We start from the raw sequence: 13,286 nt of genomic DNA, 5'->3' as shown, positions 1-13,286 counted from the left end.
ATGAAGAGCCTCATCCACCGCCTCCGCTGTTCGTGTCGTGTTCGGCGCTTGCTCGGGTCGCCTCGAGCAGCTGCGGCCATCGGTCGATGACGCGATGCACGCGTGCCCGTTCAGCCTCGATGATCGACTGCAGCGCCAGTGCAGCCCCTGATACGTGATCGTTCACGACGAGGTAGTCGTACTCGTGAATGGCCGCCAGCTCGTACTGCGCATTGGCGAGGCGGCGCTTGATGCGCTCCTCGTTCTCGGTGTGCCTGCCGTGCAGCCGCTTCGAGAGCTCCTCCATCGAGGGGGGGGCCAGGAAGATGAAGATGGCGCCATGGAATCGCTCGCGCACCTTTCGCGCACCTTGCACGTCGAGGTCGAGCACCACGTCGCAGCCTCCGCGGAGATGCGCGCGCACGAACTCTGCAGGCGTTCCATAGAACTGCCCGTGGACCTCCGCCCACTCGAGCAGGTCGTCTTCCCGGATCATCTCGGAGAATCGGTCGTGGGTGACATAGTAGTAGTCGGTGCCGTCGACCTCGCCGGGGCGGGGGTCACGGGTCGTGGCGGAGACCGAGAACTGCAGATCGCCGAGAGCGCCGAGTACACGGGCGAGAACCGTGCTCTTGCCTGCGCCGGACGGGCCCGAGATGACGAACATCAGGCCGGGATGGACGTCGGTCATGGCGCTTCGCCTTCCAGCGCGCCGCTGCTCACCGCGCGCCGGCCGCGTGTCTCACCCTCGGCACGTGCCTTTCGCCCCTCTGCGGCGGGTGCGAAGTTCGCGGCAACGGTCTCCGTGGTCTTGGCCGACAGAACCAGGTGACCAGAGCTCATCACCAGAACGGTGCGGGTCTTGTGCCCCACGGTGGCGTCTACGAGGCTCCCCTTCTTGCGGGCGTCGAGCACGGCGCGCTTTACGGGAGCCGAGTCGGCATCGACGATGGCGATGACCTTGTCGGCGCTGATGAAATTGCCATAGCCCACATTGATCAGCTGGATGGCCGGGGACCGCCTCTCCGCTCTGTTGGATGCGATGTCGACCCCTCGTCGCGCGCTCGGAGACACGGGGGAGCGCTTTGCGAGCCGCTGCGGGAGCCCCGCTTGCGGGTACGGGTCGTTGTTGGTTCGGGACCCGTCAGAAGGCCTCCTGTCGGGCGGTTCGGTGAGGGTCTGGCACGCCTGCCGCCCCGCGACGCACGCAGCCGCCTGCGGGAAGGGCTCACCGGCCAGCGGCGCGAAAGCGGGCGGCATGAAGCTCGAGCGGCTCAATGACCTCCAGCTGGAAGTGGCCGACGTCGACCGGAGCGCGCGCTGGTATCGGCGGATGCTCGGCCTGCGAATCGTGGCGCAGGGCCTTCGTCTGGTGTCGGGCACCCCGCTTCGGGCGCGTCAGTTCCGCCTGGGGGTTCATCTCGACGACCGTGTGGCGGTGAGGCGATGGCGCGCGCACGTCGATGCCAGCGGTGGATTCGGCAATCCCGTGACCGAGAGCGCTGGCTACTACGGTTGCACGGTGGCTGACCCGGATGGATATCTCGTCGAGTTCTACACCGAAGCACCCGAGGTTTGAATCTTGGGAAAGACAACAAGCGCGGACCTAAGCCCGCGCTCATTTGACCTGCAGTTTCGGAAGGAGGGTCGTTCCGCCGTCTGGCGTGATGCCGACGAGCGGACGATGTGACCCTACTGGCGACGACGCCGCTTCTTTGCGGCTTCGGCTGACTTCAGGCGCTTCTTGTCACGCGTAGACATGTGATGCTCGCGGCGCTTCGCCTCGCGCAGGATGCCCGACTGGGCCACGCTGCGCTTGAAGCGACGCAGCGTCGCTTCGAAAGTCTCATCCGGTGCTGGCACGATTTCCAAGGAAGATTCCCCCGTCTGCGTGTGGTGTTTTTTTGTCTGTTCCTCTTGGAAGGCGGCGCTGCCGGGCCTGCGTATCTGCCTGCTCAGAGCACCATCACGTCCAACTTTCGCGCAGTATATCACAACCAGATTGCGCATGGCAATACCTGCGCGGGGTGTGATCGCCTCGAGGGGACGCGCGAAACCCACGCCCACGGCCCTTTGCGGCTGCGCGGAGAGCGCGCGGCTGCCGCGTCATCTCTCTCCCTCGAGCACCCGCCGCGTTTGCATGGGAACTCCGTACACGCCTGCATCGACGCGCCCGGTTGCGTCTTCGACCAGATGCCAGGCCCCTGAGGTTCGTCGCAGCAGGGCCTGGTGAAGGGTGTCCGAGCGCTTGATCGATGCCCGCTCACGGTAACCGCACAATGCCCACCCGTCATGGGTCGCCAGGGTCTCCAGCAGAACGCCCTCCGGATAGACCGCCGGCTTCATCTTGCGCAGGAGCGCCACGATGGGACGCATCTCGTCGCGCTGCGCGCGCGGGATGAGCCGGTTGGCCACCGATTCGTCGACATCGTGGTAGAGCAGGGCTTCCTCTGTGGGGCTCCCCGCTCCGAGGAGCTCGGCTTTCACCTCGAAGCCGTCGAGCCCGCGGCACAGGACGATGACTGCGACCTTCTTCTTCGTCGCGCCCTCGCAGACGATCTTGTCGGCCAGCGCCCAGTCTCCTCGAACACGGATGTCGGCCGCGGCGGCACCGTTCATGCGGCCCATGATGGCGGCGATGTCGGCTTCATCGGAAGGCGCGGCGCGCACCTGGGCCGAGAGCATCAACCAGAGACACATCATGCTGAATGTCAGGCTTCGCACACGAAGATGTACGACGCATCTCCCCCCGCTTTCCCGCGCGTGCTCGCCCAGCCACGGGCGCGCGGTTTCGCAGGGCTCGTCGGGCGGGTACGACCCCAGGGGGAGACCTTCCCCCATCTCTCGGAGGTGCCCTCGCATGAATGCCAATGCCAAGAGCCTCGACGCCCTTGTGCTCCTGCGCCGTGATCACCGGCAGATCGAGGCGCTGTTCAAGCGCTGCGAGAAGCTCATGCACGGGGAGCAGCCCGCACTCGAGCTTCCCGTTGTGGTGCGTGAGACCATCGACCTGCTCGCTGTGCACGGCGCGGTCGAGGAGCAGCTGTTCTATCCGGCCATGCGCCAGGCGCTGGGAGATCGGGCGGCGCATGTGCAGCAGTCGCTCGAAGAGCACCGTGTCGCGCGTGGACTGATGGCTGATCTGCGCGACCTGCCCCTGGCTGATGCGCGCTTCAATGCGCGTCTCACGGTGCTCATGGAGCTGGTGCGCCACCACATGCGTGAGGAGGAGAGCACGCTCTTCCCGAGCTGTCGAGGGGTCTGCGGCCGACGGCTGATGCGCGACATCGGGGGCGCCATGACCGACCTGCGCGTGCGGCTGGAGCGGGCTCAGGCTGAGGTGAACCAAGAGATGGCGGCCCCTGTGACGAAGGAGGGAAGCAGCCGCTGATCACGTGCGCACCGCTGCGGGCGTGTCACGTCGCGAGCGTGCGCGCGAGCAGATGGGAGCCGTTCATGTCCAGGCCGTTGGCGGTCTTCTTCGACCGCGATGACACCCTCATCGATGACGTACCGTACAATCCAGACCCGGCGCTCGTCGTGGCCAGGCCAGGGGCTCGCCTGGCGCTCGACGTGCTGCGCGCTCTCGGCGTGCCGACGGCTGTTGTGACGAACCAGAGCGGCGTGGGTCGCGGACGTATCACCCTCGATCAGGTTCACGCGGTGAACCGGCGGGTGGAAGAGCTCGTTGGTCCGGTGGGACCGTGGCTCATCTGCCCGCATGCCCCGGACGATGGCTGTACCTGCCGCAAGCCCGCGCCGTCTCTCGTTCTGCAGGCGGCCGAGATGGTCGGTGTGCCGGTGGGGTGCTGCGTGATGCTCGGCGACAAGCGGTCTGATCTCGAGGCGGCCTCGGCTGCTGGCGGCCACGCCATTCTCGTGCGCCGGCACCGCGCGCAGCGCGAGTCTTGGGGGTTTCCCGCCGCCGACAGCCTGCTCGAGGCGGTCGAGATGCTGCTGGCCGAAGATTTCCTCGACCGCCGACGGTCGCCGCTGTGATCAGGGAGACGGGCTCAGGCCGAGGAGCCGCTCCGCGTCGCGTCTGCAGGTGTGGGCTTTCACCGTGTCTCCGGCCGCTTCGTGCGCCAGCGCCATGTTTGACAGGGTGACGGCTGTGGCCTTGGGCTCACCGCACGCCTCCAGAAGCGACAGCGACTGCTGGTAGGCGCCGAGCGCCCCGCTCACATCGCCTTGTGCCAGCAGCGCGTTGGCGCGAGTGCCGCTCAGAAGCCCTTGAAGCAGGCGATCTTCGAGTCTGCGCGCGATGCTCTCGCCTTCGTCGACAAGGGCGAGGGCCTCGTGAGGGGCGCCCACCACCACCAGCAGCTGGCTCCAGTCATGAATGACCCACGTCATGGTGCGCTCATCGCCCGCCTCGCGGTAGGCGTTCACCAGATCAGCCATGTGGGCGAGGGCGAGGTCAGGTCTTCCCCGCCCTTCGTAGGTGCGCCGAAGGTTCTCGAGGATCGCGATGGCGCGGTTGGGTGGAGGAATGTCGCGCGTGACGCAGAGAGCGCTCTCCCAGTAGTCGAGCGCCCGATGGATGCGACCGCTGAGCGCCCAGGCGGTGGCTACGTTGTCGAGGACCTCGGCCAGGGCGGCACGGTCTCCGCTGCGGCGGGTGAGCTGCAGCGCGCGGCTTCTCCACTGGAGGATGCGCTGCGGCTCCGCGCTGCGCCTGCAGGCGTCGATGAGGGTGCGCAGTGCGTGGCCTTCGCTCTCCGGCGGGCCGGTGCGCGCGCGAAGCTGCCAGCATTCGTGGTAGGCGTCGACGGCGCGCGCGAGATCGCTCAGGTTCTCGCACATGAGTCCCAGGTCGAAGGCCGTGTCGGCCTGCCTTGCGATGTGGCCGTTGGCCCTCGCCTCGTCTCTTGCCTGCTCGAACCAGCGGGCCGCCGCCACGATGTCGCCTTGCTCGTAGACCACGCGCGCGAGGTTGACGCGCGCGTCGTTGCAGATGATCCAGTGGCTGCTGCGGCTGCCGGCGTCGATGGCGCGGATGTAGAGCTCGCGTGCCGCGTCGAGGTCGCGCAGGCTCTGGCGCACGTTCCCCAGCGAAGCCAGGCAGGCCGCGCGACCGGTGGGATCGCCGAGGCGCTCGAACACCGACAGGGCCTCTTCGTAGGCCGCTGCCGCCGCTTCAGCCGACTGGCGCTGGAGGTGAAAGTTCCCGAGGTTGACGAGTGCGTTGCCCAGCTGGAAGTCGTTGCCCACGCGTCGGGCCAGCTCGAGCGCCTGGGTGATCTGGCTGTGGGCGTCGTCGAGGCGGCCCATGCGCATGTAGCGGTGTCCGAGACCGTAGCGCGCCAGGAGATGGGTATCGTGGTCTTCGCTCTTCTCGAGCGCCTGCAGGGCGCGTTCGGTGGCTTCGACGGCACCCGCCAGATCGCCGAGGTAGTCTCGCGCCAGGGCGATGCGAGCGTGGATGCGCCCCTCGAGCGCGGCGTCTCCCTTCACGATGGAAGCTGCCTGGGCGAGCAGATCGAGGGCTTCCGGGACCTTCCCTCCTTCGAGGAGGACCGCGCTCTCATCGAGCAGGCGAGCGGGGTCTGACATCACGGAGGCCATCAATGCTCGAACATCGCAGTCACCCGTCGCGGCTTGAGGTAGCCTGCGCGGATGAAGAAGTTGTCGAACAGTCCCATCATCAGCTCCATGTAGTTCGGCTGCAACCGATCGAGCATCTGCTCGACGTTGAGACCGGTGGCGGCCAGCGATTTCGGGTACTTGCCGAGGGCGTCCGGGATGTCTTGCAGCAGAACCTCCGGATGGCACTGCACCGACACGCTCACGTCGTCCCACGCCACGGCCTCGACCGGGCAGTTCGGTGAGTCTGCCAGGAGCTGGGCTGAGCCGCTGAGGCTGAGGACGTGGTCACGGTGATGCTGGTAGATGCGCAGGAACGAGGGGAGACCGTCGAAGAGCCAGTGCTCGCGACCCTTGTCGGTGAGCGTGATCTCCTGCACCCCGAACTCGTAGGTGCGCTGCTCGACGGGATTGAGCTCCATCTTGGCCTTCAGCTGGTGCGACAGGCAGATGCCGAAGAAGGGGATGTCCATCAGGGCGGCATAGCCGAGAAAGCCCGCTTCGTACAGCACGAACTCGTGCTCGTAGTCGGGCTCGTGCATGTTGCACACGCTCGGCGGCCCGCCGAGGCCGATGATGGCGTCACCCTTCTTGAGGTCGGGGTACTGTGGCGACGTGTGCGCCTCGATGATCTTGTAGGGAACACGATTGCGCTCGAGGTGCCACTTGGGCCCCGAGATGCTGCCGCCTTCCCATTGCCGCAGGACGTATATCACGCGGGGAGGTTTCGGGGCAGATGACCCTGATCCTCTTGCTCTGGTTTCCCAGGAGCCCCGCGCGCTCTCGCGGAACCGTCTTGCCAGGCGGCATGAGACCGCGAGCTGGCAGCGCTCGGGAGGCGGTCATCGCGCCTGTCGACCTGCAGAGGAGAGAGAAGATGTCCACGTTCTCCGTGCCAACCGCCGCACGCCGTCAGATGATCAACATCAGCCAGCAGGTTCGCGAGCGCATCCGGCAATCAAAGATCGAGCACGGCATTGCCCTGGTGACAGTGCTCCACACCACCTGCGCCCTCGTGGTCAACGATGCGGGTTCTGGTTGGGAGGAAGACATGCTCGCCTGGCTGGCGCGGGCGGTTCCCGATCTCGACTTCCACCATCTCCACGACGGTCCGGAGCACGCGAAATCGCATCTTCTGGGGGCGTTGCTCGGGCCCACGGTCCAGGTTGCTGTTTCAGGGGGAAGGCCCGTGCTCGGCACATGGCAGAGCATCTTCCTGGTCGAGCTCGAGGGACCGCGCGAGAGGAGCGTCGACGTCACGGTGGTGGGTCGCTGACCGCTCTGCCTTTCGACCTGATCGTGCGCCAGCCGGCGCGGCAGAGGCGCCTCAGGAGATGGGCTGCGCCTGGGGGGCCGCTCTGCGACGCCCGACAGAGTGGTAGGTGAAGCCTGCGGCGGCCACCTGCTCCGGGTCGTAGATGTTGCGCAGGTCGACAATGACAGGCGAGCGCATCCCGGACTTGATCTTCTCGAGGTTGAGCTTGCGGAACGCGTTCCATTCGGTGACGAACACGAGGCAGTCCGCGTCTTCGACCAGGGCGTGCACGTCTGTCGCGTACTCGATGTCCGGCAAGATGGCGCGCGCATTTCCGATAGCGGCCGGATCGTAGGCGCGACAGCGGATTCCCCGTTCATGCAGGGCGCGGATGATCTCGAGCGCCGGGGCTTCGCGAACGTCGTCGGTCTCCGGTTTGAACGAGAGGCCCGCCACCGCCACCAGGGGGGAGGTCACGCCAGACAGGGCGTCCATGATCTTCTCTACGGCGGAGGCTTTCTGTCGCCGGTTCACCTCGGCCACGGCCTCCACCAGGTGCAGCGTGTGCCCGTTCTTTCGCGCCATGTCAGCGAAGGCGCTCACATCCTTGGGAAGGCAGGACCCGCCGTAGCCGGGGCCGGGCTGGAGGAACTTCGGGTTGATGCGGCTGTCGAGGCCCATGCCCTTGGCGACCTGCTGCACGTCGGCGTCCATCTTCTCGCAGAGCAGGGCCAGCTCGTTGATGAAGCTCACCTTCACGGCGAGGAAGGCATTTGAGGCGTACTTGATGACCTCGGCGCTCACCACATCGGTGATCACGAACGGCGTCTCGGCCAGGCGCAGGGGGCTGTAGAGATCGGTGAGCAGGGCCACGGCGCGTTCTGAGTCGGTACCGATGACGATGCGATCCGGATGGAGGAAATCGTCGATGGCCGATCCCTCGCGCAGGAACTCGGGATTGGCCACCACATCGAAATGCGCGTCGGGGCCGGCGTGCTCGCTCACGATGTCGCGGATGCGCTGGTTCGTGCCCGCGGGAACGGTGCTCTTGGTGACGATGACCGTGTACCGGGACAGGTTCTGACCGATGCAGCGGGCGACCTGCTCGACGGCGCGCAGATCAGCGCCGCCTTCGGGCGTCTGCGGCGTCCCCACCGCGATGAAGATGATCTCGGCGTCTCTCACAGTCTGGGCGGCCTCCGTGGTGAACGAGAGGCGCTTCTCGCGCACGTTCTTGGCCACCATGGTCTCGAGCCCAGGCTCATAGAAGGGGATGCGGCCGCGCTCGATGGCGTTGATCTTGTCGGCGTCGGCATCGACACAGGTCACGTTCACTCCGAAGTCGGCAAAGCAGGTACCCGTCACGAGGCCCACATATCCAGTTCCGAAGACGGCGACGTTCATCTCTCGAGACCCTTCCCTGCGCGTGGCTTACACGTGCTCTTGGCGTCAACCTTCATCTGGGCCCTGCGATCCCACGAGGCGCATCAGCGCTTCCGCGGGGGTATTTCCTGCGACGGTCGATGGCGCACGCCCCTCCACGTCATCGGCCAGGCTTCCGCGGTGGCCGTAGCGGCGTCGCAGCTCGCGCTCGAGCAGCGGTCGGATGGCGGCGCCCAGCTGCCCATCGTCATCGACCGTCGAGTGGGGCGCGAACGGCACGAGACCCAGCTCTCCGCGCGCCCGTCCGCGTTGATGGTCGAGGGGCCGTGGCTGCGGTCGGAACACGACGGGGACGTTGGCCTGCACCACCTCGTAGTAGGAGGCGTAGCCCGCTGACGTCACCGCCACCGGACAGGTGCGCAGCCAGGCCCCCGCCGGAAAGACCGAGGTCACCCGCACGCCGGGGCTGATGGTGGCGGGCAGGTGCTGGGCGAGGAAGAGCACCGAGAACCGCATTCCCGGCTGACGCGACGCCGCGACCATCGCGTCGAGAAGGCTTCGCTCGCTCGCTGCATCGCCGTCGCCGAGACCGAGCACCACCCGCTCCATCTCATGCACGCCGAACGTCTGGCGTCCGGTGGTGGAGGCCTGCACGTCCTGGGGTCGCACGAGCAGCAGGGGGGGGATGCGCTCCACGCGGGTGCAGCGCTCAGCAAGAGGGTTCAGTGTCTCGTGGAGCGGTTCGCACACGAGCCAGCCGTGGTAGCGCGTGGTGATGGCGTGGGCGATGTCCGGCCGCAGGTAGTACTGCGGATTCACCCACGGGCTCACGAGAAGGCGCACGGCCGCCAGCTGTTCCAGGTCCTGGCCGAGCTCGCCGAGCATGCCGAGCGGCCAGGTGTCGACCACCAGGACGTCAGGCTTGAAGTCGCGCAGCGATCGGCGCACCCAGTCAAGGAGCATGTCTGCTTCTCGATGGGCCATGGGTGGCGGGCAGGCAGCGGGAACCCGAGCCAGGCGCGCCCTCTCCTTCAGGGATTCGGTCACCAGCAGGAGGCAGTGCACGGCGGTGCCAGGGGCTCCGCTCTGATCTTGCAGCGACCGCGCGAGCGCCATTCCGCGCATGGCGCACTCGTGTCCAGGACCGAGGGCGTAGATGGCGATTCTCACGGTCGCCGATTCCACGCTCGACCGAGAAGCCCCTTGCGGGTTGAGCACAAATGCGCTCAAGGTCGCAGGGTTGAGCACAAATGCGCTCAAGGTCGCAGGGTTGAGCACAAATGCGCTCAACGTCGCAGGGTTGAGCACAAATGCGCTCAACGTCGCAGGGTTGAGCACAAATGTGCTCAACGTCGCAGGGTTGAGCACAAATGCGCTCAACGTCACAGGGTTGAGCACAAATGCGCTCAACATCGCAGGGTTGAGCACAAATGTGCTCAAGGTCGCAGGGTTGAGCACAAATGTGCTCAAGGTCGCAGGGTTGAGCACAAATGCGCTCAACGTCGCAGAGTTGAGCACAAATGCGCTCAACATCGCAGGGTTGAGCACAAATGCGCTCAACATCGCAGGGTTGAGCACAAATGCGCTCAACGTCGTCGTGGCGACAAGCGTGGTTGCGGCGCGGGCGCTCGAGGGCAGCGGTCTGGCGTGTGCCTCAGAGGAGCAATGCGATCAGTTGGTGACCATCTCGAACACGTCGAGGGAGCTGGCGTCGGTGCCGTGGATGAGCAGCTCGCCCGCGGCGTCGCCCGAACCGTCAACGTTGCCGGTGCTGCGCCCGGCCACCTTCCGTCGGTTCTTGAACTTGTCTGACTTCAGGCCCTCGAATCCCAGGTTCTCGATCATGTCCGGATTGTCGTGGAGCATCCACATGAGCTCCTCGTACACGATGAGATAGAACCCGCACATCGGCGATTCGCGCCACACCGTGCCGTACTTGGCGAACACCTTCGAGGTGCAGCCGCCGCTGCAGATGCGCTTGAGGTGGCAGGTGCTGCACTTGGGGATGTTGTCGACCGTGCGTCGCTGCAGGTCTTGCAAGATTGGGCTCTTGTCGACGAGGTCCTTGATCGAGACGCTCTCGTCATGGATGTTGCCCACGCGGAAGTACTCGAGGCTCGCCATCTCCTCGCAGGCGAAGATGCCGCCATCGGTGCCGAACCCGAGCACGCTGTTGCCCACGCCGCACGGCGATCGGTAGCACATGAACGGACGGTTCTTCGTGGTGAGGTTGTTGATCTTGTTGTTGATGTCGGAGATGTTGAGGTGCTCGTCGTTCTGGCGAGACCAGTCGAGAGCGTCTTGAACCATCTCGAGCCAGTAGCGGGCGAAGGCCTCTTCTCGGCCGGCCGGGAACTGCAGCTCCTTGGGGGCTCGACCGATGGACGACGAGTAGTTGATGCGGTACGAGCGGAACCCCTGATCCCGGAACCAGCGAGACGTGGTGAGGTAGTCGCGGGGGTCGTGGATCACAGCCAGGAAGCCGGTGTTGAGGCCCATCTCCATGGCCTTCTGGCTGTTGCCCCAGACCCGGTCGAAGCTCCCCTTGCCACGGGCGGTGAAGCGCTGGCGATCGTGCACCTCTCCTGGGCCGTCGAGGCTGATGCCCACGTGCACCCCTTCGTCCATGAGTCCCTTCACGCGTTCCGGTGTGAGCGCCGTGCCGTTGGTCTGCATCATGAAGACGGGCCGCTTGCCGGTGGTCTCGGCCACCTTCTTGGCGTGGCGCACCACCTTCATCATGTTGTCGTACTCGAGCAGCGGCTCGCCCCCGTGGAAGTCGATGGTGAAGGTCTCTGGCGGGTTCTCGGTGAGCAGGCGCTCCACGACCTTCATGGCGGTCTTGAGCGGCATGCGCGCCCCGTCGGGCATGGAGTCGGCCTGGCAGTAGGTGCAGGCGAGGTTGCACTTCTCGGTCATGTGCAGGCACAGGAAGGTGGGATAGGCCTGCGGCTTCTTCCACATCTTCTCGTAGTTGAAGTACGAGCGACCGGCGATCTCCACCATGCCCATGGTGTAGAGCTCGAGCAGGAAGGCCTCTCGCTGGCGCACCGACATGGCGTTCTCGATGTTGAGGAACTCACGCACGGTCATGGGGCGCTGCAGCTTGAGGAAGTGGCGCAGACGGTCGTCGCCGAGAATCAGCCACGAACCCGATTCGCGCTCGATGAACAGTACCCGGTTGCCGCGCCTCGACTGATAGAGGTTCGGCGTTCGCGTCACCAGCGATGAGGCCTGGAGCAGCGGGCTGTGCTCCCGATTGGTGATCTTCTGCACGGTGACCGTCATGGGCGTTCTCCTTGGGCTTCTTGGTGGGCTGAGGGCAGGAGGTGTCGGTTCATGGGCGACCCAGCCATCCCACCATGGCGGGGTCTTCGGCAATCATCCACATGAGTTCCTCGAAAACGACCTGGAAGTATCGGCACATCGGATCTTCGCGCATGTGCGTGCCGTAGTAGGCCAGGGTCTTGTCAGATGTAGCGCAGATGGCATCGCGAGCACTTGGGGATGTTCTCGACCTTGCGCTGCTTGAGCAGGTGGTAGTTGGGCGATGATCGCACGACCTCCGGGATGCTCATCTCGCTGGTCTGGCCGAGGAGGAATGTGGCCTTGGTGTGGCGCTCGAACTCTTCGCAGGCGTAGATCTCGCCGTTGACGCCGAACGAGATGATGCTGTCGCCCAGGCCGCACGGCGAGCGCATGCACATGTAGTCGCGGTTCTTCGTGGCGAGCACGGCGATCATCTGGTCGAGGTCGCCGATGCCCAGTCGCCGCTGATGGGTCTCGCACCAGGCGCGGGCTTCCCTCACGAGGCTGAGGAAGCCTGCCGCAAACGCCTCGGCGCGGTCGGCGGGGAAGTCGAGGCCGTCACGGGCCCGCCCCATGACGTTCGAGTAGTTGAAGCGCATGTGCTCGAAGCCGCTCTCGAGGAAGAAGCGGAGGACCTCTGTGTAGGTCGCGGGTTCGTGGATCACCGCCAGGGGTGCCACGCGCAGCCCTTCGTCTCGAGCCGCGAGCATGTTGCGGAAGACCTCGTCGAACGAGCCTGTGCCGCCGGCGCGGGGTCGGTACTTGTCGTGCAGCGCCTTCGGGCCGTCGATGCTCACCCCCACGCCCACGTTCAGGGTGGCCAGCAATCGGGCGCGCTCTCGGGTGAGCAGGGTCCCGTTCGTCTGCATGAGCCAGTCGACCCGCTTCTGCAGGCTCTCTGCGATGCGGTTGCCGTGCGCGATGACGTCGGTGATGTCGTCGAACAGAAGGAACGGCTCGCCCCCGAGGAAATCGATGGTGCTGGGAATCTCGCGGATGGATTTCTCGACCACCCCGAACATGAGATCGCGGGGCATGCGATTGAGGTCTGCCCCTGCGTCGGCGTAGCAGTAGGTGCATCGCAGGTTGCACCCCTCGGCCACGTGCACCGATACGAACGAGGGCACTTCGGGCGGCCGCGCCCACAGGGCGTGCGGGTCGGTGGCGGGGCGCCCGTCGAGGTGCACGAATCCCTTGCGATGCAGCAATGCGATGAGATCTCGGGCCGCCGCATCTTCGAGCCCCGCGGTCACGGCCCGGCGGATCAGCGCATCGGATGAGGTGGGGCGGTTGAGGCTCGAGAGAAGGGTCCATGTTCTCTGCGTGAGCACAGCCCACGACGCGGTGAGCGGCTCCACGACCAGCACACGGTCGCCCCGTCGTGACGAGAACAGGCCATCGGCCCGCGTCACCATGCAGCGCGCAGGCAGTGTCACCGGCTCGCTTGTCGGGGTTGCAGGTGGCATGTTCCCTCATAGCTCGCCGACCGTCTTCGCGCTGCTGGCGATGCGCGCGCCCGGGAGGGCGTCCGGTCGGCTCTGACACGATTTGTAGCAGGCGGGCCCTGCTTCTTCAAGGAACGCGCGCTTTTTGCGTGCGTCGCGAGATGCGCGATCAGTCGCCGTGGCGCCGGTAGAAGGTGAGGCCCTCACGTCCCGACTCCACCGGTCCCGTGGTCCACATCAGGTCGAGGGGGATCCCCCGCCAGGCCTTGGGCGCTTCGTCGCCCACCACCAGAAGCCAGCGAGCGCCTGGGTCCGGACCGCTTGTCCAC

14 protein-coding genes are annotated in these 13,286 nt (G+C 65.9%); 4 read left to right on the top strand and 10 right to left on the bottom strand.

Annotated elements, in window-relative coordinates:
- Positions 1-10: 10 nt before the first annotated feature.
- Both EB084_09225 and EB084_09220 read right to left on the bottom strand, forming a co-directional pair.
- On the bottom strand, positions 11-670 hold the full coding sequence (locus EB084_09225) for a guanylate kinase (protein ID NDD28430.1): 660 nt from the start codon (positions 668-670) through the stop codon (positions 11-13).
- Positions 667-1,239 carry a DUF370 domain-containing protein gene (locus EB084_09220; protein ID NDD28429.1) on the bottom strand — a complete coding sequence of 191 codons (573 nt, stop codon included), beginning with the start codon at positions 1,237-1,239 and terminating at the stop codon, positions 667-669. Before EB084_09220 ends, EB084_09225 begins: the two co-directional genes overlap by 4 nt.
- Between EB084_09220 and EB084_09215 the strand changes: the two genes are divergently transcribed.
- Positions 1,238-1,558, top strand: a complete 321-nt coding sequence (locus EB084_09215) for a VOC family protein (GenBank protein ID NDD28428.1) — start codon at positions 1,238-1,240, stop codon at positions 1,556-1,558. The two genes, EB084_09220 and EB084_09215, sit on opposite strands and share 2 nt — an antisense overlap.
- A gap of 113 nt (positions 1,559-1,671) precedes the next feature.
- Here the strand turns inward: EB084_09215 and EB084_09210 are convergent, their stop codons facing one another.
- Together EB084_09210 and EB084_09205 are read right to left on the bottom strand one after the other, a co-directional pair.
- Complete coding sequence (locus tag EB084_09210) at positions 1,672-1,989, bottom strand: 30S ribosomal protein S21 (protein ID NDD28427.1); 318 nt, start codon at positions 1,987-1,989, stop codon at positions 1,672-1,674.
- 96 nt (positions 1,990-2,085) lie between these two features.
- Positions 2,086-2,598 (bottom strand): hypothetical protein, encoded by a 513-nt coding sequence (locus tag EB084_09205; GenBank protein NDD28426.1) that lies wholly within the window; start codon positions 2,596-2,598, stop codon positions 2,086-2,088.
- On the opposite strand from EB084_09205, the gene EB084_09200 reads away from it, so the two are divergent.
- Together EB084_09200 and EB084_09195 are read left to right on the top strand one after the other, a co-directional pair.
- Positions 2,498-3,370, top strand: coding sequence for a hemerythrin domain-containing protein (locus EB084_09200; protein NDD28425.1), 873 nt, complete (start codon positions 2,498-2,500; stop codon positions 3,368-3,370). The genes EB084_09205 and EB084_09200 overlap by 101 nt on opposite strands.
- A gap of 65 nt (positions 3,371-3,435) precedes the next feature.
- Entirely contained in the window at positions 3,436-3,978 is a 543-nt protein-coding gene (locus EB084_09195; GenBank protein NDD28424.1) for an HAD-IIIA family hydrolase, read from the top strand.
- Here EB084_09195 and EB084_09190 read toward each other — a convergent pair whose 3' ends face one another.
- Complete coding sequence (locus EB084_09190) at positions 3,979-5,547, bottom strand: hypothetical protein (protein ID NDD28423.1); 1,569 nt, start codon at positions 5,545-5,547, stop codon at positions 3,979-3,981.
- Positions 5,547-6,368, bottom strand: coding sequence for a hypothetical protein (locus EB084_09185; protein NDD28422.1), 822 nt, complete (start codon positions 6,366-6,368; stop codon positions 5,547-5,549). Before EB084_09185 ends, EB084_09190 begins: the two co-directional genes overlap by 1 nt.
- On the opposite strand from EB084_09185, the gene EB084_09180 reads away from it, so the two are divergent.
- A complete protein-coding gene (locus EB084_09180; GenBank protein ID NDD28421.1) occupies positions 6,302-6,841 on the top strand; it encodes a YjbQ family protein in 540 nt (179 codons plus the stop codon). The two genes, EB084_09185 and EB084_09180, sit on opposite strands and share 67 nt — an antisense overlap.
- 51 nt (positions 6,842-6,892) lie before the next feature.
- Here the strand turns inward: EB084_09180 and EB084_09175 are convergent, their stop codons facing one another.
- The 4 genes from EB084_09175 to EB084_09160 form a co-directional block, all read right to left on the bottom strand.
- Positions 6,893-8,224 (bottom strand): UDP-glucose/GDP-mannose dehydrogenase family protein, encoded by a 1,332-nt coding sequence (locus EB084_09175; GenBank protein NDD28420.1) that lies wholly within the window; start codon positions 8,222-8,224, stop codon positions 6,893-6,895.
- Positions 8,225-8,269: 45 nt separating this feature from the next.
- Positions 8,270-9,766, bottom strand: a complete 1,497-nt coding sequence (locus EB084_09170; GenBank protein NDD28419.1) for a hypothetical protein — start codon at positions 9,764-9,766, stop codon at positions 8,270-8,272.
- Between the two features lie 108 nt (positions 9,767-9,874).
- Positions 9,875-11,491, bottom strand: coding sequence for a radical SAM protein (locus EB084_09165; GenBank protein NDD28418.1), 1,617 nt, complete (start codon positions 11,489-11,491; stop codon positions 9,875-9,877).
- A 182-nt stretch (positions 11,492-11,673) separates the two neighbouring features.
- The gene (locus tag EB084_09160; protein ID NDD28417.1) at positions 11,674-12,978 is read right to left on the bottom strand and encodes a radical SAM protein; all 1,305 of its coding nucleotides are present in this window, start codon (positions 12,976-12,978) and stop codon (positions 11,674-11,676) included.
- Between the last annotated feature and the right edge of the window lie 308 nt (positions 12,979-13,286).

It is taken from the genome of Pseudomonadota bacterium (genome assembly GCA_010028905.1).
Taxonomy (GTDB): Bacteria; Vulcanimicrobiota; Xenobia; order RGZZ01; family RGZZ01; genus RGZZ01.
This window is presented reverse-complemented; position numbering and strand designations above follow the sequence as displayed.

Coding starts and splice junctions, on each gene's coding strand:
- EB084_09170 (NDD28419.1), bottom strand. CDS start 9,766: ATGTTGAGCGCATTTGTGCTCAACCCTGCGATGTTGAGCGCATTTGTG.
- EB084_09165 (NDD28418.1), bottom strand. CDS start 11,491: ATGACGGTCACCGTGCAGAAGATCACCAATCGGGAGCACAGCCCGCTG.
- EB084_09220 (NDD28429.1), bottom strand. CDS start 1,239: ATGCCGCCCGCTTTCGCGCCGCTGGCCGGTGAGCCCTTCCCGCAGGCG.
- EB084_09215 (NDD28428.1), top strand. CDS start 1,238: ATGAAGCTCGAGCGGCTCAATGACCTCCAGCTGGAAGTGGCCGACGTC.
- EB084_09180 (NDD28421.1), top strand. CDS start 6,302: ATGACCCTGATCCTCTTGCTCTGGTTTCCCAGGAGCCCCGCGCGCTCT.
- EB084_09200 (NDD28425.1), top strand. CDS start 2,498: ATGACTGCGACCTTCTTCTTCGTCGCGCCCTCGCAGACGATCTTGTCG.
- EB084_09190 (NDD28423.1), bottom strand. CDS start 5,547: ATGGCCTCCGTGATGTCAGACCCCGCTCGCCTGCTCGATGAGAGCGCG.
- EB084_09195 (NDD28424.1), top strand. CDS start 3,436: ATGTCCAGGCCGTTGGCGGTCTTCTTCGACCGCGATGACACCCTCATC.
- EB084_09210 (NDD28427.1), bottom strand. CDS start 1,989: ATGCGCAATCTGGTTGTGATATACTGCGCGAAAGTTGGACGTGATGGT.
- EB084_09225 (NDD28430.1), bottom strand. CDS start 670: ATGACCGACGTCCATCCCGGCCTGATGTTCGTCATCTCGGGCCCGTCC.
- EB084_09205 (NDD28426.1), bottom strand. CDS start 2,598: ATGAACGGTGCCGCCGCGGCCGACATCCGTGTTCGAGGAGACTGGGCG.
- EB084_09175 (NDD28420.1), bottom strand. CDS start 8,224: ATGAACGTCGCCGTCTTCGGAACTGGATATGTGGGCCTCGTGACGGGT.
- EB084_09160 (NDD28417.1), bottom strand. CDS start 12,978: ATGCCACCTGCAACCCCGACAAGCGAGCCGGTGACACTGCCTGCGCGC.